General features: G+C 42.7%; 16 protein-coding genes. 3 read left to right on the plus strand and 13 right to left on the minus strand.

Going from position 1 to position 19766, the window contains the following annotated elements; translation table 11 throughout:
* Window positions 1-206: 206 nt before the first annotated feature.
* From QWZ17_RS10080 to QWZ17_RS10095, 4 genes are all read right to left on the minus strand, one after another.
* Window positions 207-2138 (minus strand): LTA synthase family protein, encoded by a 1932-nt coding sequence (locus QWZ17_RS10080; protein WP_290305072.1) that lies wholly within the window; start codon window positions 2136-2138, stop codon window positions 207-209.
* 452 nt (window positions 2139-2590) lie between these two features.
* Window positions 2591-3922: a BamA/TamA family outer membrane protein gene (locus QWZ17_RS10085; protein WP_290305073.1), complete on the minus strand. Its 1332-nt coding sequence runs from the start codon at window positions 3920-3922 to the stop codon at window positions 2591-2593.
* Between the two features lie 153 nt (window positions 3923-4075).
* Window positions 4076-4579, minus strand: a complete 504-nt coding sequence (locus tag QWZ17_RS10090) for a GtrA family protein (RefSeq protein WP_290305074.1) — start codon at window positions 4577-4579, stop codon at window positions 4076-4078.
* Window positions 4580-4864: 285 nt separating this feature from the next.
* A complete protein-coding gene (locus QWZ17_RS10095) occupies window positions 4865-5815 on the minus strand; it encodes a LysR family transcriptional regulator (RefSeq protein WP_290305075.1) in 951 nt (316 codons plus the stop codon).
* Window positions 5816-5906: 91 nt separating this feature from the next.
* On the opposite strand from QWZ17_RS10095, the gene QWZ17_RS10100 reads away from it, so the two are divergent.
* Genes QWZ17_RS10100 through QWZ17_RS10110 form a run of 3 tightly spaced genes read left to right on the plus strand, consistent with a single transcriptional unit; the run spans window position 5907 to window position 11697 of the window.
* Window positions 5907-7307 (plus strand): TolC family protein, encoded by a 1401-nt coding sequence (locus QWZ17_RS10100; protein ID WP_290305076.1) that lies wholly within the window; start codon window positions 5907-5909, stop codon window positions 7305-7307.
* A 21-nt stretch (window positions 7308-7328) separates the two neighbouring features.
* The gene (locus QWZ17_RS10105; protein WP_290305077.1) at window positions 7329-10580 is read left to right on the plus strand and encodes an efflux RND transporter permease subunit; all 3252 of its coding nucleotides are present in this window, start codon (window positions 7329-7331) and stop codon (window positions 10578-10580) included.
* A complete protein-coding gene (locus tag QWZ17_RS10110) occupies window positions 10567-11697 on the plus strand; it encodes an efflux RND transporter periplasmic adaptor subunit (RefSeq protein WP_290305078.1) in 1131 nt (376 codons plus the stop codon). The genes QWZ17_RS10105 and QWZ17_RS10110 overlap by 14 nt, the downstream gene beginning before the upstream one ends.
* A 208-nt stretch (window positions 11698-11905) precedes the next feature.
* Here the strand turns inward: QWZ17_RS10110 and QWZ17_RS10115 are convergent, their stop codons facing one another.
* The 9 genes from QWZ17_RS10115 to QWZ17_RS10155 all read right to left on the minus strand — a co-directional run bounded on the left by QWZ17_RS10115 (window position 11906) and on the right by QWZ17_RS10155 (window position 19658).
* On the minus strand, window positions 11906-13333 hold the full coding sequence (locus tag QWZ17_RS10115; protein WP_290305079.1) for a serine hydrolase domain-containing protein: 1428 nt from the start codon (window positions 13331-13333) through the stop codon (window positions 11906-11908).
* A gap of 15 nt (window positions 13334-13348) precedes the next feature.
* On the minus strand, window positions 13349-13903 hold the full coding sequence (locus tag QWZ17_RS10120) for a hypothetical protein (RefSeq protein WP_290305080.1): 555 nt from the start codon (window positions 13901-13903) through the stop codon (window positions 13349-13351).
* A gap of 4 nt (window positions 13904-13907) precedes the next feature.
* On the minus strand, window positions 13908-14834 hold the full coding sequence (locus tag QWZ17_RS10125) for an aspartate carbamoyltransferase catalytic subunit (protein WP_090467170.1): 927 nt from the start codon (window positions 14832-14834) through the stop codon (window positions 13908-13910).
* 128 nt (window positions 14835-14962) lie between these two features.
* The gene (pyrR, locus tag QWZ17_RS10130; RefSeq protein WP_290305081.1) at window positions 14963-15511 is read right to left on the minus strand and encodes a bifunctional pyr operon transcriptional regulator/uracil phosphoribosyltransferase PyrR; all 549 of its coding nucleotides are present in this window, start codon (window positions 15509-15511) and stop codon (window positions 14963-14965) included.
* A 216-nt stretch (window positions 15512-15727) separates the two neighbouring features.
* Window positions 15728-16135: an ACT domain-containing protein gene (locus QWZ17_RS10135; RefSeq protein ID WP_290305082.1), complete on the minus strand. Its 408-nt coding sequence runs from the start codon at window positions 16133-16135 to the stop codon at window positions 15728-15730.
* Window positions 16136-16138: 3 nt separating this feature from the next.
* Entirely contained in the window at window positions 16139-16519 is a 381-nt protein-coding gene (locus QWZ17_RS10140; RefSeq protein ID WP_290305083.1) for a type II toxin-antitoxin system VapC family toxin, read from the minus strand.
* Entirely contained in the window at window positions 16498-16716 is a 219-nt protein-coding gene (locus tag QWZ17_RS10145) for a hypothetical protein (protein ID WP_290305084.1), read from the minus strand. Before QWZ17_RS10145 ends, QWZ17_RS10140 begins: the two co-directional genes overlap by 22 nt.
* A gap of 99 nt (window positions 16717-16815) precedes the next feature.
* Window positions 16816-18795: a 30S ribosomal protein S1 gene (rpsA, locus tag QWZ17_RS10150; protein WP_290305085.1), complete on the minus strand. Its 1980-nt coding sequence runs from the start codon at window positions 18793-18795 to the stop codon at window positions 16816-16818.
* 200 nt (window positions 18796-18995) lie between these two features.
* Entirely contained in the window at window positions 18996-19658 is a 663-nt protein-coding gene (locus QWZ17_RS10155; protein ID WP_290305086.1) for a hypothetical protein, read from the minus strand.
* Window positions 19659-19766: the final 108 nt, after the last annotated feature.

Raw genomic sequence — 19766 nt, forward strand, 5'->3', positions numbered from 1 at the left:
TGCAGCCGACTTTGTATGTAGGCTGCGACTCACCCCGGCTTTACTCCGCTGTTTAGCGGATGGCTGATCCTCCTCTCCGGCAAGCCGCAAAGAGGGTGAAAAATTGTTTCTCGCCCCTCTATGCGACGCAGTCGGAGAGAGGGGCGAGAACGAGCGCAGCGATGTTCGGGGTGAGTCGTCCCTTGGTTAGTTTAAGCTTGATTAGCCTACGGATTCAGCTTCTTATTCACAATCCTATCCGCATAATCCTGTATCAGGGCTTTACAATCGGCCATACCTTTATTCATTTCAGCGTTGATGTTGCCATTTTGCAGGTTTTTCTCCAGCCCTTTATCCTTTGCAGCGAAAATGCCTGTGATGTTTTTCCCATCAAACAAATAAATGTAATTGCCCTGCATAAACTGGCAGATGTTACCGGTTGAATTGATTACCCGCGGTGTTTCTGTTGGCAGGTTGCTGATTAAACTACGACCCCATGAGCGGAATGGTTTATGGTAGCCTATCAAATCTACAATAGAAGGATAAATATCCATTTGCTGCGCCAGATCTGTACGCACGCCTTTTAATCCATAAGCTGGGTTTGGGCTAAAGAACAGGATAGGCACAGCAAAGCGATTAATGGATTTGCTGTATTCGGGATAATAAGTTTGACTTGTATGATCGGCAGTGATTACAAAAATAGTGTTATTGTACCAGGGCTGGGTTTTGGCGTAGTTGAAAAACCGGCGCAAAGCATTGTCTGAATACTGCACACATTTATCAATCGGCAGCGGTCCGCCTTTAAAGCGGGACTTATATTTTTGAGGGATCTGGAAAGGATCATGTGACGACAGGCTGAACAGCGTTGCTAAAAACGGCTGTTTTTGTGTGCCGATAGTACGACCCATAAATTGGAAAAACGGCTCGTCCCAAATACCCCAGATGCCGTCAAAATCAGCATCATTATTATACTCTGTACGCCCGTAATAGTTTTTATATCCAAGGATATTGCCAAAGCCCTGGAAACCCATCGAGCCGTTTGCCGCCCCATGGAAAAAGGCCGTTTGATAACCCATGGTATCGCAAATAGATACCAGCGATTGGATTTTTTGCTTGGCATACGGCGATGACGTAAAAGCCGTTTGAAAAGAAGGAATCCCGGCCAAAACGGATGACATGGCGTGGATAGACTGCCGCCCGTTGGCATACGCGTTGGTAAATATTAAACTGCTGTTTGATAAGGAATCTAAAAACGGAGTGTACGATTTAAAATTGGCTATCTGCGTATTCCTGTTCATGCTGCCCCAGTATTCGCGGGCCATACTCTCCAGGATAAACACCACTACGTTTGGTCGTACTGCCGGGTTGCCGTTATATTGTTTGATAGGCTTGATATTAGCGTTGATATAAGCCTCGTCGGTAAAATGCTGGAGTTTGAAATTATTGGCGCTAAGTGTTCTTAAAATAGCGAAAGGCGTGTTCAGGATAATATCGCCCTGGTTGGGTACAGTTACATGTTTGTAGGCATCAACCATATTGATGGGGCGGGTGCTGTGCGCAAAATCGCCACGGATACCGCCAACGGTTAAAGCGGCTATCAGTAAAAAAGATACAATGGATGATAGGAAGTAAACCTTTGCATCTTTTACAGGCTGCGGTTTAATTTTAACCAGTTTATAAAGCCACACCCAGGCAAAACAGCAAATGATAAATATAAAAATGATGTACCAGTAAGTGCCCGAGAAATGCTCAAACAAGGCTTTTTTATTGGTTTCGTCGCTCAAAACATCAAGTGTAGCTTTGGTTGACCGCACCTGGCTAAAGCGATAGTAAATGATGTCAATAAAATTGGTGGCGTAGGCCAGCAGGTTGGTAACAAAATATAAAATGGTAAGTCCTTTTTGATAGCCTGGCCTGGTGTTGATGGTTAAAGGCAGCACGCTCAGTATTAAAAACAAACTGTTAATGTACAGTAAGGCGGTGGTATCAAAAGCCATCCCGTAATAACAAAGCTTCATTAACTCTGAAAAATGGTCGACCGCGAAAAGATTAGTGTTAAAAGCAAAGAATAAAACCCTTGCTATAAAATAGAATACGTAACCTAAAAATAACCGGTATAAAAGTACTTTATATTCGTGCAGCCTTAATTTATCAGCCATAAGATGATGCTTTTTGTTGATCCGAAAATTGGGCCGGGCAGGAGGTGATTGATCTTTTATAAAATCGGGATCTTTAAAAACACCTTAGCCCTATTTACGGAGATTTTTGAAAAGCGAAGATATAAAAAGCTATTTATTATTAACTCAGTGTAAATAACTGGCGGATATGATTTAACATAGGGATGACGGAGGGGAGGAGAATGACTAATTGTAAAGAGAATTCTATACTGACTTTGTTTGACTTTGATATACGTTTGTATATTTGTTGCTATGAGCAGCAGCAAGGGTTTTGTAAGGAAAGACATGTTGAATGACGATAAAACATCATCCAAAATTAATCCAGCCAAGTTGCCTGCGCATGTTTCGGAAAGTGTCAGAGAAGGAATAAAGCAGTATGAAGCAGGGAAAAGTATTTCACTTCACGAGTTTACCCTAAAACATTTATCCTCTAACTAAAACGCCTCATTCAATCCCAAAAAGAAGCCCTTGTTGCCATATTTGCCAAAAGCATAATCAAGACAAAGATTGGTGCGTGTAGCTTTGTTAAATAGTACCCTTAGGCCGGCGCCGCCACCGGGTTGAAATACCTGGAATAGTTTTGTGCCTTGTTCGTCATTAGCGGTTTGCATGCTGAAGAAGGTAACGCCGCTTAAAAATTTGTTACGTAAAATAGGAAAGCGGTATTCAACTTCGGTATCGTTAAACTGGGTGCCTTTAAAATAGGTAGCAGTATAACCCCGGCCGCTGCGAAAAGAGCCGTCTTTACCGGTACCGGGTAACTCCAAATAGGGTAAGGTACCGCTAAGCAAGTATGATCCCCAGTTCCAGATGGCAATTACATGTTCGGGATGGCTTTCGCTTAAACTGAAATATTTCCTGAAATCTGTTGTAAACTGTACCGCGCTTTTGGTGCTGCCTATCCAGGTTTGATTGATCCTGAAACCGGCATCGGCATAAATGCCTTTATAGGCCCGGTTTTGATTATCGCGGGTGGTGTATTCTACGTTGAACAGGAAACCGTTGGCCGAGTAATGATCTTGCGGCAAACCATGTTCGTTATTATAAACGCTTGATGGGGTACCATCAAAGGTGGTATCTTTCTGGGTAATCTTCCGCCTGATATCAAATGAAACCCCGGCACCTACAAAGAGGTTTTTCTCCACCTCTTTATAAACCTTTTCTCTCAAATTAAAATATTGCGAATGCAGGGCGTAAACCTTGTGTGTTGGGTCGGCCAGGATTTTGTCGTTAGCTGTACCACCTTCAACTTCGCGCCCTATGCCTATTCCATAATCTGGTGTTACAGTTTTTGCCGCTACTATGCTGCCCTGAAAATTGTATTTATTACCGGGAGTGAATATATTATGGTTTACGTAAAAGTAAATAATGCCCTTGGTGGTGATGGATGCCGATGTTGCCGCAACGGATAGCAATGTATTAGGATCATTCCCTAATTTACGACCGGCTACTGCCTTAATCCCTATCTGCGCGCCAATGGTGGGATTTGCCGCTATATTAGGTATAACCGTAATGCCCGATTTTTTCTTCAACGTATCCGGCTTTTTGCCGGGATGAAAAATGGCGCGGGTAAGATCGTTAAAATCATATTGCTGGTTAAAATTATCCACTTTTTTTATGCGGGCTACTTTACGCAACGAATCGGCCTTTAATGAATCAACCGGCGGGCCCGCCTGGGCATAGCTGTATTGGCCGATACCTGCAAAAAAGCAGATCAGTAATACCTTTAATAATTTTGAAAACCTGGTGCTATATGATGCTGTCAATGTGAACTTTATTTTGTAGGTATATTAATGTTGTAACAACAATGGAACTGATAAACCAACAAAATGTTTGATACTTAACTTATGCACAGTCACTCCCGGCGGTTGTAGGGCGTGGGTATGAGTTTTAATTAATGCTCGTATTAAGCAAAATGCTTATTCAATCACGGGTTTCTTTTTAAAGAAAAAGTAAGTTTGGCTAAAATAGCTAAAGCAGATAATGAACACCGTGGCAATAATTTTTGCCGGGGTAGGGTACAGGCCAAGGCCGTCAACCAGCAGCTTCAGGAACACAACATTGAGCACTATACAAATGGCGTTAACCACTATAAACCGGGATAACTGAGCGCGCTTGCTTAGGCCTGATTCGTGAAAGATCACAAAACGGTTTAAATAAAAGCCGGTACAAAAAGAGATACTAAAGGAAGAAATTAATGAAGCAATGTGCGGACTTAACGTATAAGCCCCTATATGCAGGTTTTGCTTCTGATATACAAAATTGTAAAACACGCTGAAAAGTAAAATATCCAACACCGTATTACCACCACCACAAGCGGCGTATCTGAAGGTATGCAACGGCATCAGCTTTTTAAACGGACTGTAAAAGAAATCGACGATGGTGAAAATTGTTCGCCTTACAAATTCATGGATCTTTCGCATTGCTGCAAAGGTAGGAATTTATTTTTTTGTCTTATTAATACCCCTATGCAGTAACAGGTAGCTCCTACGGAGCATAATTTGGTTTGACGGATTATTTCTACAAATAGGTAGCCACTACGCGGCAGCGGATATTTTATAAATGCAAGATTGCCGCATAGCGGCTACCTGTTTGTAGCCAGAAACAAACCCGAAAAAATGCCGCGTAGCGGTTACCTGTTTTATACAGCGAAACCAGTATGCTTTTCAAAAACCAAACTGCCTATAGGTTTCGCAAACATTATCCTTTCAACTCACCCCCGCGATCTCCAACAATACCTCTGCCTCTGGTTTGGCTTTAATCATGCCATTAATTTTGAAATGCATCTTTAAACATTCCAAAAAGTTTTGAATGGCGGGTGTTTGCTTAATGGTGGCGGCATACCAGGTGCGTTGCGCAATGGTATGATGTAATGGTAGTGTAACAATATTGCGACCCCGAAGGTATGGTTCAACAATCCAATCGGCCATTACGCTTATTCCAAGGCCGGCGTTTACCATCTCGATGGTGGCATCGGTGTAGTGAATACGGTGCAGCGTTTTGGGCCTTACCTGCTGCGCCTGGATAAGCGCTTCTATCACCGGCGTATCCTGGTATGATGGATCATATAACGGTAAAATGAGTTCTTCGCCCTGGAAATCTGAAACGCTGATTATGCTCTTTTTTGCCAGTGGATGGTCCTTGCAAATCACCGCCACAAGGTGGTCTTCAAAGATGGGTTCGTACGTAATTTTGGTGTTGATCATCTGCGTACGCACAATGCCAATATCCAATTCTCCGCGTATCAAATACTCCAGTGGGCGGCGCGTTGCATCCGATAAAATGTGGATATTGATATCAGGCCAGCGGTTTTTGTAATATTTGATGATGCCCGGCAGCCAATGGTAAGCCGTGTAACATTGCATGCTGATGCTGAGTTTTCCGGTTTTGCCGTTCTTGTAATTCTGGATGTCTTCTTCCAAAGAATTGATCTCGGCAAGTATCCTTTCGGCGCTCCTCAAAAAGCGGTAGCCCTGTTCAGAAAGATGGAGTTTTTTACCCTGGCGATGAAAAACTTCAATCTCCATTTCGCGCTCCAATTCTTTCAATTGGTGGCTCAGTGCCGACTGGGTAAGACGCAAAGTTGCGGCCGCTTTGGTGAGCGATCCTTCCTTTGAAATAGTATCAACTAAACGAAAATGATGGAGTGCAATATTCATGTATTAGTTTTTCTAATGATTTGCACAAAATTAATTCATTTTTCTAATATAAGCGATACTTCTACATTTGCCGTGTACAAACTACACCACAATGTTACAAATACCTTCAAAACGATTACTTCTGTTTTTAGGTGTTTTTTATGTCGTTCATGCTCAGGCTCAGCAACAGGTTCTCAATATTAAAGATGCTGAACAAATGGCCCTCGCTAACTACGGTACCATTAAGTCTAAAGCAAACCAGCTAAACGCTGCGAAGGCATACTTAAAAGAAACACGAACAGAATATTTACCAGATGTAAGCATCTCTGCCCAACAGGACTACGGAACAACAAACGGCCAAAACGGACCATTATATGGTTACCACGGCCTATCAGTAGCATCATCTGGTCCCGCATTGGCCAAACAAAACTGGAACGCCGCCTTTGGCTCACTTTACCTGAGCAACGTAAGCTGGGATTTTTTCAGCTTTGGCAAGGCTAAAGAAAAAGTGAAAGTGCAGGCCCAGGTTGTAAACCGCGAGCAAACCGATTTGTCGCAAGAAACCTTTCAGCACCAGATCAGGGTAGCAAGTACTTACCTTAACCTGTTGGCCGCCCAGCAGCTTGAAAAAGCGCAGCAGGACAATCTTAACAGATCAATGGATTTGCAAAAAGTTGTTGTTGCACGTGTTAAAAACGGCTTAAACCCGGGTGTCGATTCGTCATTAGCTAATGCCGAAGTTTCAAATGCCCGCATTGCTTTAACCAACGCGCATCAAACCGTGCAGGATCAAAGCAACCAGCTTTCTATTTATTTGGGCATACAGGCACAGGAGTTTTTGTTGGATAGCGCCTTTATCACCAAAGCGCCCGCTAACCTTGCGGCGCAAAGCGCGGTATCGGCGGCAGATCATCCGTCACTACGCTACCTGCAAAACCGCATTGGCGTAAGCGATGAGCAGGCAAAGTATTTAAAAACCTTCGCGCTGCCAACCTTTAGTTTGTTTGGTGTGTACCAGGGCAGGGGATCGGGCTTTAATGCAGATTACGGTACTAATCAAAATAGTTACAGCAGCAGCTACGGTGCCGGTGCCGACCCAACCCGTTACAACTACCTGTTTGGCGTAGCCATGGTTTGGAACTTTACCACCATCTTCCGTACGCATTACCAGGTACAATCGCAAAAGTATACTTCAATGCAATACAAAAACGATTATGATGTGGTGGCCCAGCAGCTGCAAAACCAGCAGGTACTTGCAGAAACCCGCATCAGCAACTCCCTTAAAAATTACCAGGAAGTACCGGTAGAGGTTAAAGCCGCCAGCGATGCCTACATACAAAAATACGCGCTGTATAAAAATGGTTTATCAAACATTGTCGACTTTACACAAGCCCTGTACACGCTTAACCGTGCCGAAGTTGACAAATACATTGCATCCAATAACGTTTGGCAGGCCCTGCTGTTTAAATCGGCCGCTACCGGCGATTTTGGCTTATTCATCAATAATTTTTAATAAAAGATATATACATAAATAATGGGAATGATAAAAGGGGCGCTCCAGAAACCAATTACCATATTGGTGATAGTAGCCGGGCTGTTTTTCTTCGGGATAAATTCGATCCGTACCATCAAGATCGATATTTTTCCCGACTTAAACCTGCCGGTTATCTATGTATCTCACCCATACGGCGGTTTTACCCCAAACCAAATGGAAGCTTACTTTGGTAAGCAATACGTTAACTTGCTGTTGTTCGTTTCGGGCGTAAAAAGTATCGAAACAAAAAACATCCAGGGCTTAACATTAATAAAAGTTACTTTTTACGAAGGCACCAACATGGCCCAGGCCGCGGCCGAGGTCACGAGTTATACCAACCGGGCGCAGGCCTCGTTCCCGCAGGGATCGCAGCCCCCGTTTATTTTGAGGTTTGATGCCTCTACCTTGCCGGTTGGTCAGTTGGTATTAAGCAGCGCCACCCGCTCCAATAACGAATTGCTTGACTATGCTTTGGTGTATGTGCGTTCATCATTTACGTCAATCCCGGGTCTCGTTGCACCAGCCCCTTTCGGTGGTAACCAGCGTACCGTATTGATCAAAATTGATCCTAACGCTTTACGTGCGCACAACCTAACGCCAGATCAGATTGTGGCCGCCCTGCGCGAAAACAACCAGAACACGCCGGCAGGTAACGTGCGCATTGGCGATTATAACTACCTGGCTCCGTCAAATACCACTATTAAGCAGATCAAGGATTTTGGCGATATTCCATTGTACAAAAACGGTATCCAAACTGTGTTTATGCATGATGTGGCCACCATTGAAGATGGCGCGGATATCACTAACGGTTACGCTTTAATTAACGGTAAACGTTCGGTTTACCTGCCAATTACCAAATCGGCCACGGCATCAACCTGGGATGTGGTTCAAAACCTTAAAAAGGCGCTGCCAAGATTCCAGGCTTTATTACCTGCCGATGTGAAGCTGTCGTTTGTATTCGATCAATCAGTTTACGTAATCAACGCGGTTAAAAGTTTGGCCGAAGAAGGTGCCATTGGCGCTGTACTTACCGGTTTAATGGTATTGCTGTTTTTGGGCGATAGGCGGGGGGCATTAATTGTAATATTAACTATCCCTACCTGTATCATCTCGGCAGTATTCTTTTTATCGCTGTTTCATCAAACCATCAACATCATGACGCTGAGCGGGCTTTCGCTGGCGATAGGGATTCTGGTGGATGAATCGACGGTAACCATCGAGAATATTCACCAGCACTTTGATATGGGCAAACCCAAGGCGTTAGCCATTTGGGATGCCTGTAAGGAAATCGCTTTCCCTAAATTATTGATCCTGTTTTGTATCCTGGCGGTATTTGCACCGGCATTTACCATGACAGGTATCCCGGGCGCGCTGTTCCTACCGCTGGCATTGGCCATTGGTTTCTCTATGATCATCTCTTACTTTTTGGCGCAAACCTTTGTACCTATCATGGCCAACTGGATTATGATAAACAAACACGAAGATCATAGCCATGCCGATGGTTTTGCTTTGGAGGATGAAGGTGAACCCTGGGAACAAAAAGAAAAGGCCATGAAAAAGGCCCTTGAACATACAGAAGGTAAAGTAACCCGTTTTGACAAGTTCAGGGATAGCTTTATGCGCCTGATGGATCGTATGTTGCCAAAACGTAAGCTGTTGGTTACAGTATATATTATAGGTGCATTTGGTATGGCATTCCTGCTGTTCAATATCATCGGGCGCGATGTATTGCCAAAAGTAAACTCAGGCACTTTCCAGGTTCGTTTACGCGCACCTGATGGTACCCGTTTGGAGCGTACCGAAGTAATAGCGATTAAAGCACAAAAGATTTTGGGCGATATTGTTGGCAGAAACCACATCGCCATTACCTCAACCTTTGTAGGCTCGCACCCTTCATCGTTTTCTACAAACCCTATTTATTTGTTCATGGCTGGTCCTCAGGAAGCGGTAATGCAAATAAGTTTGTCTGAAGATTATAAGGTGAACCTCGATGATCTGAAAGAAAAGATCAGGCATGAGGTGGCCAGGCAAATTCCAGAAATCAAATTATCTTTTGAGCCGATTGAGCTTACTGATAAAATTTTGAGCCAGGGATCGCCAACGCCTATTGAAATTGCTTTATCGGGCAAAAACAAAAAGCAAAACCAGGAATACGCTTTCAAAATTTTAAATAAACTGAAAGATATCAAATACCTGCGCGATGCCCAGATAGGCCAATCGTTTAACTATCCTACTATTGATATCAATATAGATAGGCAACGCGCCGCTCAGTTGGGTGTAGGTTTAAATGATATCTCGCGTTCATTGGTGGCATCAACATCATCATCAAGGTTTACCGAAAAGAACAACTGGATTGATGAAAAATCAAACCTGAGTTACCTGGTACAGGTACAAATTCCAGAGTACCAGATGGCCAGCCTGAATGATGTTAAAGAAATCCCGGTATTGGCCAACCAGGCCCGCCCGGTATTAGGTGATGTTGCCGATATTAAAACCGGTACAACCAATGGAGAGAATGATAACATTGGTGCTATACCAACGCTATCTGTTACGGCCAATCTTTACAAAATGGATTTGGGTACCGCTACTACCGATGTGCAAAAAGCGCTCAACTCATTAGGCAAGCCACCACGTGGTTTAACCGTTGAGCTGCACGGCATGAGCCAAACGCTAACCGATACTTTGGATAGTTTGCAATCGGGCTTGTTTGTGGCTATTTTGGTGATCTTTTTGATGCTGGCCGCAAACTTCCAGTCGTTCAAAATGTCGTTGGTAGTATTATCAACTGTACCTGCGGTATTGTTTGGTTCATTGTTCCTGGTAAAAATTATGGGATCAACATTAAACCTGCAATCATACATGGGTATGATCATGTCTGTAGGTGTATCCATATCAAACGCGGTATTACTGATAACCAACGCCGAAGAATTACGCAAGCATAACGGCGACGCGTTAAAATCGGCCCGTGAGGCGGTTGCCCTGCGTTTACGCCCTATTTTAATGACCAGTTTGGCCATGATTGTAGGTATGGTGCCAATGGCATCCGGCTTAGGCGAAGGCGGTGATCAAACATCGCCGTTAGGCAGGGCGGTAATTGGTGGGCTTTTAGCTTCCACCTTTGCAGCATTGCTGATATTGCCGCTGGTATTTGCCTGGGTACAAGGTAATTCCACCACTCAATCTGTTTCATTAGACCCTGAAGATAAAGAAAGTAAATTTTATGTCCCTTTGCACCATCATGAAAAAATTTAAAAATAAACCGATACTTATCCTTGCCGCTTTAGCCATTACCTTAAGCTCGCTGAGTGCATGTCACTCAGATGATAAGGAAAAGCAAGAACAAGAGGCCGAAGAACAAACCCAGCAGGCGGCAGAAACGCCTACTGTGGAGTTAACACCTGTAACCAAGGGCAAGTTAAGCAACAACATCACCATACCTGGCGAGCTGATCCCTTACCAACAAGTTGATTTGTATGCAAAGACTAACAGCTATGTTAAAAAGCTTTTGGTTGATATAGGTTCTGAAGTACACGCCGGCCAGTTGTTGGTAGTGTTAGAGGCACCGGAGATCAATTCGCAATTAGCTGGCGCGCAATCACGCATCAAACAATATGAGGCGGTTTATTTTGCCAGCAAAGCCACTTATGATAGGTTGGTAAGTACCAGCAAAACTCCTGGTACCATTTCACAAAACGATTTGGAACAGGCTGAAGCTAAAAAGAACGCGGATATGGCTAATGTAGAGGCCGCTAAATCGGCTTTGAAAGAGGTATCGGCTAATTTGGCTTACCTGGAAATCAGGGCACCGTTTGATGGCGTAATTACCAGTCGTAACGTAAACCTTGGTGCTTATGTTGGGCCGGGTGGTAAAGGATCTGATCCCTTGCTTACTTTACAAGATCAAAACAGGATGCGTTTAGTGGTATCGGTTCCGGAAAACTATACAGGTTCATTAAGCAATAAAAGTGAAGTGAGTTTTAGGGTGAAAGCTTTGCCTAACGAAAAGTTTACCGCTGAAGTAAAACGTATGGCTGGCGCGCTTGACGAGAAACTTCGTGCCGAACGCCTGGAAATGGACGTTTACAATAAAAGCAAAAAGTTATTACCACATATGTTTGCCGAGGTTGACGTACCCCTGCCAGCCGGCGACAGCACATTTGTAGTCCCTAAAACAGCGGTAGTAACATCAACCGAAAAGGTTTTTGTAATTAAAGTGGTAAATAACAAAGCTCAATGGGTTGATGTTAAAAAAGGCATCACCAACGGCGACAAGGCCGAGATTTTTGGCGACATCAAACCAGGCGATCAGTTAGTAAAAGTAGCCAGCGAAGAAGTTAGAGACGGCGCAACCGTTAAAACCAAACAATAACCTTCTTTTTTGTTTTTTTTTGAGATCCCGTTTTGCGAAAGCAGACGGGATTTTTTGTTGGAAAACAAATCCCCTCTTGAGAGGGGGCGCGATGGAAAGTGTGGTGGCAGGGGTGTGTTCTACAGCGTTAAAACCACACTTATAAACACACCCCTCCGCCCCTCTCAAGAGGGGAATCGCACAGTCCCTTGCTTTTTGTTTCGACCTTTTACTGCAACCCCTTCAAAATATTAATCCCAACATTATCCACGGTTTCCCCACAATTGGATAGCACCACGACCGCCAGATTCTTGTCTCGGTTGAAAGCGAGGAACGAACTGCTACCATACGTACCGCCGTTGTGAAAAATATACTCCACACCATTTATGGTGATAATATGCCAGGCCAGGCCAAGTTTGGCGTCTTTTTTAAAAGTAATCTGGTGGGTGAGGGCCAAGGCTTTGCCTAATTTATCATTGGCGGGGTTCATGTTTGCTTTAACATAAAGCAATAAGTCGTTAACCGACGAATGCAGGGCTCCGCAGGGCGCCAGGGCGTCAAAATCCCATGAGGGTGTAGCTTTGCCATCGGCATTGTAAACCGTGGCTACGCGGGGCTGTATTTCGGCTGTTATGTGCTGCATGGTGCTTTTTATGCCTAATGGTTTGCAAATTATGTCTGCTACCAATTCATCATAAGTTTTGCCACCAACCTGGGTAAGTATGTTACCCAATAGGCCTACCGCTAAATTGGAATAGGCATATTGCTCGCCAGGTATGCTGTTCAATTTGCAGGTTTTAAGGTAGGCGAAAAGTAGTTTTTTATCGTACAATTTATAGGGGTTCAGCTCGTCGGTATTAGGGTCAAGATTATCGGGCATGCGGGCTAAACCGGGCGTATGGTTGCTGAGTGTAAGCAAAGTGATATCCTTTAGCGCCGGGTTTGTTTTGACAGAATCGGGTAGGAATTTTGTAATCGGGTCGGTAAGTTTAACCTTGCCCTCGTTTACATAATAAGCTAAAATAGCCGATGTAAATGTTTTGCTGATAGAACCGATCTCAAAAACAGTGTTGACATCTGGTAGTTTGCCATTTCCTTTTATGGTTTCACCATAAGCATAAAACGAGATTTTGCCATCTTTTAAAACACCGATACTTAACCCGGCGGTGCTTGCCTTTTGAATATATATCCGCGCTGCCGAATCAACTTTAATATCCATAGAATTGCTCATTTTATTGGTGGTGGCTACCTTCTCAATCCTATCTGCAATTGCTTCTTTATAAGGCTGAAAAAGGAACATTTCTAACTTATCGTACTGATCTATACTCATAGATAGCTGCAAAGTGATACTGCCAAAAATGATCTTATACGTAGCAACCTTGTTATTGAAAAAACTAACAAATGATGATCCCTTAATATCGCCTAAAGGAAAAAGCTGCTGATTGCAAACCGAGCGGAAGGCGTCGGCATTGAGCTGGCTCCTGAACTTTTCGCCGGTGAGGTTATAAATGGAATCGGCCAGTTTATCGTTGTAATAGCTTTTTACCAGTGCGAAAACCGAATCTGTACGGCGTTGCTGTTTGCTTTGGGATTGTGCCGATAAGGAAACCACACAGAGAGCGATAATCAACAGAAATAAAAGGTGTTTAATTTTCATGGAGCGGTGGGTAAATTAATAATCCTGCAGGTATTTTTGTCGAAAGCGGTCATTCAACGGATCGGTTAACCGAATAAACCGGCGTTCGTTGTAAGCCCACCTTAACCTGTTAGTGATAACGCCGATAAAGCCCCCAATCATATAGCTGTATCCAATAAAGCCAAACATATTGGAGGGATCTTGCATGATGGTTTTAAGTGTGACTACTGTTGAGAGGCCCAGGATACTTACCAATATCCACAAATACGCGCCAAGGATAATACCGCCATCGGTAATGCAATATCTTAAAATTCCCCGTTCGCTAATCTTTTCCCATTTTTTAACAAAAAAGATATTCCTTACGTCTTCAGGGGTTAAGCTTTTATGTTTACTCAGGTATTTTTCAATCATCCACCTGTCGCGACCGTAATAAGCGGCTCCCCAAAAGATGAAGCCGGAAGAGATCTCGCCAACGGTTTCAATAATTTTAAGGTTGAAATTGAAGAATAAATAGCCCGTAAAAACAATCATACCAAGTACAACAAATATCGAGAGCTCGTTATCCCTGATGTACCTGGCTGTTTTATTCATTTGATTATGGTGTTTGTCCGGCGAGTAAATAAAGTACAGCCATACGTACGGCTACACCATTTTCTACCTGGTCTAATATGATAGATTGTTTGCTATCGGCCACGTCGCTGGTAATTTCCACGCCGCGGTTGATAGGACCAGGGTGCATTACCGTGATCTCCTTATCTAACGAATCTAATATAGTTTTATTGAGTCCGAACAGCATGGTATATTCCCTTAGCGATGGGAAATATTTAATATCCTGGCGTTCCAACTGAATACGCAGCATATTAGCTACGTCGCACCAGTTAAGCGCTTTGATCAGGTTATGCTCAACCTTCACGCCCAGGGAGCCAATGTATTTAGGGATGAGTGTGGTTGGTCCACAAACCATCACTTCGGCACCTAATTGTTTCAGGCAAAGTATATTGGAAAGAGCTACACGAGAGTGTAAGATATCGCCCACGATAACCACTTTTTTACCGGCCACATCACCATATTTTTCCCGGATAGAAAAAGCATCAAGCAAAGCCTGGGTAGGGTGCTCATGAGCGCCATCACCGGCGTTCACTATCTGGGCTTTTACATGTTTTGATAAAAATATACCCGCGCCGGCATAGGGGTGGCGCATCACCACCATATCTACCTTCATGGCCAGGATATTGTTTACGGTATCAATTAAAGTTTCGCCTTTGCTCACCGAAGACGACGAAGCCGCGAAGTTCACCACATCTGCCGAAAGGCGTTTCTCTGCCAGTTCAAAAGAAAGGCGGGTACGGGTGGAGTTTTCGAAAAATATATTGGCAATAGTTACATCGCGCAATGAAGGCACCTTTTTTATCGGCCTGTTTAAAACAGATTTAAAGGTATCTGCCGTTTCAAATATCAACTCAATATCTGCCCGGTTTAAATCTTTTATCCCTAATAAATGCCTTGTGCTTAGTCCTGCCATGATGTGTATATGCGTAATTCTCTTTTTTACTCCCGTCATTGCGAGGAACGAAGCAATCTCTAAGCTATACAGAGCGGATCTGCGTAGTTGGGGATTGCTTCGTTCCTCGCAATGACGGTTTATTTATATTATTCCTGTGTCTCAGATACAAGCACTATCTTGTCCTCTCCATCAGTATCTTTCCAACTCACTACCACTCGTTGGCTCGCGATGGAGTCAACTTCTATCCCCACGTAATCCGCAGATACCGGTATATGCCTTGAGTATCTTCTGTCTACCAAAGTCAGCAACTCTACTTTCGCTGGCCTGCCAAAGGCCTGCATGGCATCCATGGCGGCGCGGATGGTACGACCGGTCCACAGTACATCGTCCATCATGATCACTTTTTTGCCTTCGATGATGAAATCAATTTTTGTTTGATTGGGTACCAATGGTGAACCCTGGCGGCGAAAGTCGTCGCGGTAAAAGGTAATATCCAGATCGCCCTGCATAATTTTACTTTCGGGAAGAATTTTGCGAAGTTCTTCGGCAACACGGCGGGCTAAATAAATGCCACGTGGCTGAATACCAATCAATACCGACCCCGAGAAATCGTTATGGTTTTCAATTAACTGGCGACATAAACGTTGTATGGTAATCTGGAACTTTTGACCGTCGAGCAGTGTTAGATTTTGCATCGTATGGGTGGATTTGGGCAAAAATAGTAAATAGTTTTCAGTTTTGAGTGATGAGTTTTGAAAGAGAGCCGGCTGTCTTATTCCTAAGTCATGCCGAACTTGTTTCGGCAACCCACGTGCTAAGTACACTCCATTTGCGATACCTGTCCGGTGGGGTGTTGAAACAAGTTCAACATGACTTCTTTTTTAACTCATCATGGGATAGCACGCAACTTGCTAAATGTGCGACTTCTGTTCTGCCAACAGCCTCAAAGCAGCCATCGCCCGCTCGGCATCTTTCTTCGCCACAAAAATATGGTCATGATAATATGCGGCAACCACATTGCAGCTAATCTCTTCTTTAGCTAAGGCAGTAGCAAAAGCGGCGGTAAGCCCCGTTGCTTCTAATGAGGAATGGATAGTTAGCGTAATCCAGGCAGCTATGTAACTATAATCAAGTTTGAGTCTATCAGCTGTTTCTTTTTTGAGGATCACGGTAATCGCTTCTTCCTCTTTAAAAATACCGATAGCCTCATTTATATTGATATTTTGGGTGTTGGTTACTGTGCAATAAACATAATCACCGTCATTTAAAACGGGCGTCATGTTTTTGAGTAGGGTATTGAGGTTGGTTTCGCCGGACATGGGTTAAGATAGGGAGTAGGAATCAACAAGTTTTAATCCTTTGATGCAGTTAAAATCGCTAATATTATGCGTTACCAGTGATAAGTTCATTACTACTGCTGTAGCCGCTATAACCGCATCTGGTAGTTTAAGTTTGTATTTCTTTCTTATATCAATTGTTTTAGCTACTATGGCATCGTCCAAATTGATCACATCTACCTCTTTGATAAATGCTTCAACCTGATCTGGGACATTTGAAAAGCTTAATAGTTTAATTTTGTTGACTATCGAAATTTGAGGGAAAGAGTCAATGATGCTTGAAATTTTTTCATAAGCCTTTTGGGGAAGTTTTAGTGCCGCAAAATCAATTACGACGTTTGTATCTAATAGGTATTTCGGTTCCATTCATCACGCATTTGCTTAACTTCTGCCTGCATTAACTGTGCTTGTTCAGTAGAAATACTTCCCTTTAAGAGATCGGAAAGCTTAGTTGGTTTTGCCTGCATTTTTTCATCAACTACCTGTATTAAGTCCAATTCTTCAAGATCATAAATGAGCTTAAGTGTTTTATCATCTTTTACCGTTATAGTTAATGTAGTCATAGCTGTTTTCTATTAAATCAAATTTACAATATTCTTTAACATAAAAAAAGCCCCTCCGATTGCTCGGAAGGGCTTGTAAATATGCTTCAGTTTAAAAGCTTACGCTTCTTCGCCTTCAGATTCTTTTTTAGCAGCAGGAGCTGGCGCGGCTTTGCGGGCTTTGCTTTCAGCACCTTCCATTTGCTCTTTTAATTGAGCTAATACGCTAAGGTCACCTAAAGTTGATTTTTCAACTGATTCTTTCACTTTTTTCACCGCGTTGCTTGCAGATTTTGCTTCTTTTTTGCGGTTTTCAAATTCCTGTACACGAGCGTCAGCGCGAGCTTCTTCCCAGATACGTGAGTGTGAAATAACGATACGTTTGTTTTCTTTGTTAAATTCAATGATTTTGAATTCAGCAGCTTCTTCAGCTTTAACGCTTTTGCCGTCTTCTTTAACCAGGTGTTTGGTTGGCGCAAAGCCTTCAACACCGTAAGGTAAAGCTACGATAGCACCTTTGTCAGTTACTTTTAACACGGTACCTTCATGAATTGAGTCAATTGTGAAGATGGTTTCAAAAGTATCCCAAGGGTTTTCTTCAAGCTGTTTGTGACCTAAGCTTAATTTGCGGTTCTCGATATCAAGCTCTAAAACAACCACGTTTAATTTTTCACCAACTTTAGTGAATTCGTTAGGGTGGTTAACTTTTTTAGACCATGATAAGTCGCTGATGTGGATTAAGCCGTCGATACCGTCTTCAAGTTCAACAAACACACCAAAGTTGGTCATGTTTTTAACTGTAGCTACGTGAGTTGTGCCAATAGCATATTTCTCACCAGCATTTTGCCATGGATCAGGAGTTAATTGTTTAACACCTAAACTCATTTTGCGTTCGTCGCGGTCAAGTGTTAATACTTGTGCTTCAATCTCATCACCAACTTTCAGGAATTCCTGAGGGTTGCGTAAGTTTTGTGACCATGACATTTCTGATACGTGGATCAAACCTTCAACACCAGGGATGATTTCAAGGAATGCACCGTAATCAGCAACAGTAACAATACGGCCTTTAACTTTTGAACCTACAACAATAGCTTCGTCAAGTGACTGCCAAGGGTGTGGAGTTAATTGTTTTAAGCCCAGAGCGATACGTTTTTTCTCGTCATCAAAGTCAAGCACAACAACGTTGATTTTTTGATCCAATGAAAGAATTTCACGTGGGTGCTCAATACGGCCCCAAGAGATATCAGTAATGTGTAATAAACCATCAACACCACCAAGGTCAATAAATACACCAAAGTCTGTAATGTTTTTAACAGTACCTTCCAATACCTGTCCTTTTTCAAGGCGGGCAACGATCTCTGTTTTTTGGTTTTCCAAATCGTCTTCAATCAGCACTTTGTGCGATACCACTACGTTTTTAAACTCGTGGTTGATTTTAACAACTTTAAATTCCATTGTTTTACCAACGTACACATCGTAATCCCTGATAGGCTTAATATCGATTTGTGAACCTGGTAAGAAGGCTTCAACGCCCATAATATCAACAATTAAACCACCTTTAGTTCTGCTCTTCACAAAACCAGTGATGATCTCATCATTATCAAGTGCCGAATTAATGCGCTCCCATGATTTTTGAGTTTTTGCACGTTTACGTGAAAGTACTAACTGACCGTTAGCATCTTCCTGTGATTCTACAAATACATCAACTGAGTCACCGATCTTAAGATCAGGTGTATCACGGAATTCTGATACTGAAACTAAACCGTCTGATTTAAATCCTACGTTTAATACTACATCTTTGTTGTTAACATTAACAACAATACCGGTGATGATTTCGCCTTTGGTGATAGAGCTGAAAGTTCCATCATACAATTTTTCGAATTTCTCACGGTCGCTATCGCTGTAGTTACCAAATTTTTTGTCATCTGCATCCCAGTCAAAATCTGCACTCGGTGTAGCTGCAATTTTAGATTTGATCTCTTCGATCGAGATTGAATCAGCTTCTGATTCAATAGTTTCTTTTTCGCCAGATGCGGTAACTGTACCCAGTTCAGCTTCTTTCGCTTTTAATTCTTTTTCTGCTTCTTGTTTTTTTGCCATTAAATAATTTATCTCCTTTTCCCAATTTGTTAATTGGGACTGCAAAGGTACGGACATAGTTTTATTAAAAAAAGAAATATTTAATGTTATTTGCTGATAATTAGGCAGTTTTTACGCGGATTGAAGTATTTTTGGAGCAAGGAGCAAGGATGAAGGCCTTTTTGAAGATCGGGACACTCTATATCAATTGATTAAGCGCTTTATAATTTGCCACCAATTTCCTCAAATATCGTCATAAAACTACCCAATAGATAATCGCGGTAGCTGCCAAGCACTTCATTCATTTGTGCTTCATGCTGTTCGGTAAACGGGTTATTCCAAACCCGCATGCATATACGTTTAAGGGCGTAGGAAATCTGGTGCGTTTCGGCGTAGGTGTGCAGGTACTTGCTTTTTTTGAAGTTTTCGTAAAACTTAAAGAATACAGCGGTATCTGTCATTCCCGAAAAAGTTAAAAACTCACCAATGGTTTCATTTTTACAGCCCGCTAAGTGGTTATAAAAATCATCTACCTTAACTTCGCCGGTGGTAAGCAGCAGGTTATCAATAATAAGCTCTAACGCGATGTGGCCCAAAAAAAATGGCTTTACCGGCGAGCCTTGTATGGCCGGTAAAAGCTGCTTTTTAAGCTCGTGCGAGTGTGTGGTAAAAAACTTCGATGAATGAAAGTACTTATCAACGGCCAGGTGTTTGTTCCACCCGGTGATGATGGAATTAACGTTAGGGTCAGTGTGTTGAAGTTTTTCGGGGTGGAGTACAATGTGTTTATCGGCATTTTTCAACAGGTCGGGCAGTACCGTTCCCAATACATGGTAACAGTCGTTAGTATGCCTGTCGAAATAAAAATGCGATAAAAAATTCATAAGTCCTGTTGTGCAAAATACCCCGTTTTGCTCAAGATACAAAATATAAGTAATTAGTTGAAATAGATTTTACCTGTAGTTAACCGATCTTGAAATATAACTATTATA

The sequence above is a fragment of the Mucilaginibacter flavus genome (assembly GCF_030409315.1).
Classification (GTDB): Bacteria; Bacteroidota; Bacteroidia; order Sphingobacteriales; family Sphingobacteriaceae; genus Mucilaginibacter; species Mucilaginibacter flavus.

Coding starts and splice junctions, on each gene's coding strand:
- QWZ17_RS10100 (WP_290305076.1), top strand. CDS start 5,907: ATGTTACAAATACCTTCAAAACGATTACTTCTGTTTTTAGGTGTTTTT.
- QWZ17_RS10120 (WP_290305080.1), bottom strand. CDS start 13,903: ATGAATAAAACAGCCAGGTACATCAGGGATAACGAGCTCTCGATATTT.
- rpsA (WP_290305085.1), bottom strand. CDS start 18,795: ATGGCAAAAAAACAAGAAGCAGAAAAAGAATTAAAAGCGAAAGAAGCT.
- QWZ17_RS10095 (WP_290305075.1), bottom strand. CDS start 5,815: ATGAATATTGCACTCCATCATTTTCGTTTAGTTGATACTATTTCAAAG.
- QWZ17_RS10155 (WP_290305086.1), bottom strand. CDS start 19,658: ATGAATTTTTTATCGCATTTTTATTTCGACAGGCATACTAACGACTGT.
- QWZ17_RS10090 (WP_290305074.1), bottom strand. CDS start 4,579: ATGCGAAAGATCCATGAATTTGTAAGGCGAACAATTTTCACCATCGTC.
- QWZ17_RS10135 (WP_290305082.1), bottom strand. CDS start 16,135: ATGTCCGGCGAAACCAACCTCAATACCCTACTCAAAAACATGACGCCC.
- QWZ17_RS10110 (WP_290305078.1), top strand. CDS start 10,567: ATGAAAAAATTTAAAAATAAACCGATACTTATCCTTGCCGCTTTAGCC.
- QWZ17_RS10145 (WP_290305084.1), bottom strand. CDS start 16,716: ATGACTACATTAACTATAACGGTAAAAGATGATAAAACACTTAAGCTC.
- QWZ17_RS10115 (WP_290305079.1), bottom strand. CDS start 13,333: ATGAAAATTAAACACCTTTTATTTCTGTTGATTATCGCTCTCTGTGTG.
- QWZ17_RS10105 (WP_290305077.1), top strand. CDS start 7,329: ATGGGAATGATAAAAGGGGCGCTCCAGAAACCAATTACCATATTGGTG.
- QWZ17_RS10080 (WP_290305072.1), bottom strand. CDS start 2,138: ATGGCTGATAAATTAAGGCTGCACGAATATAAAGTACTTTTATACCGG.
- QWZ17_RS10140 (WP_290305083.1), bottom strand. CDS start 16,519: ATGGAACCGAAATACCTATTAGATACAAACGTCGTAATTGATTTTGCG.
- QWZ17_RS10125 (WP_090467170.1), bottom strand. CDS start 14,834: ATGGCAGGACTAAGCACAAGGCATTTATTAGGGATAAAAGATTTAAAC.
- pyrR (WP_290305081.1), bottom strand. CDS start 15,511: ATGCAAAATCTAACACTGCTCGACGGTCAAAAGTTCCAGATTACCATA.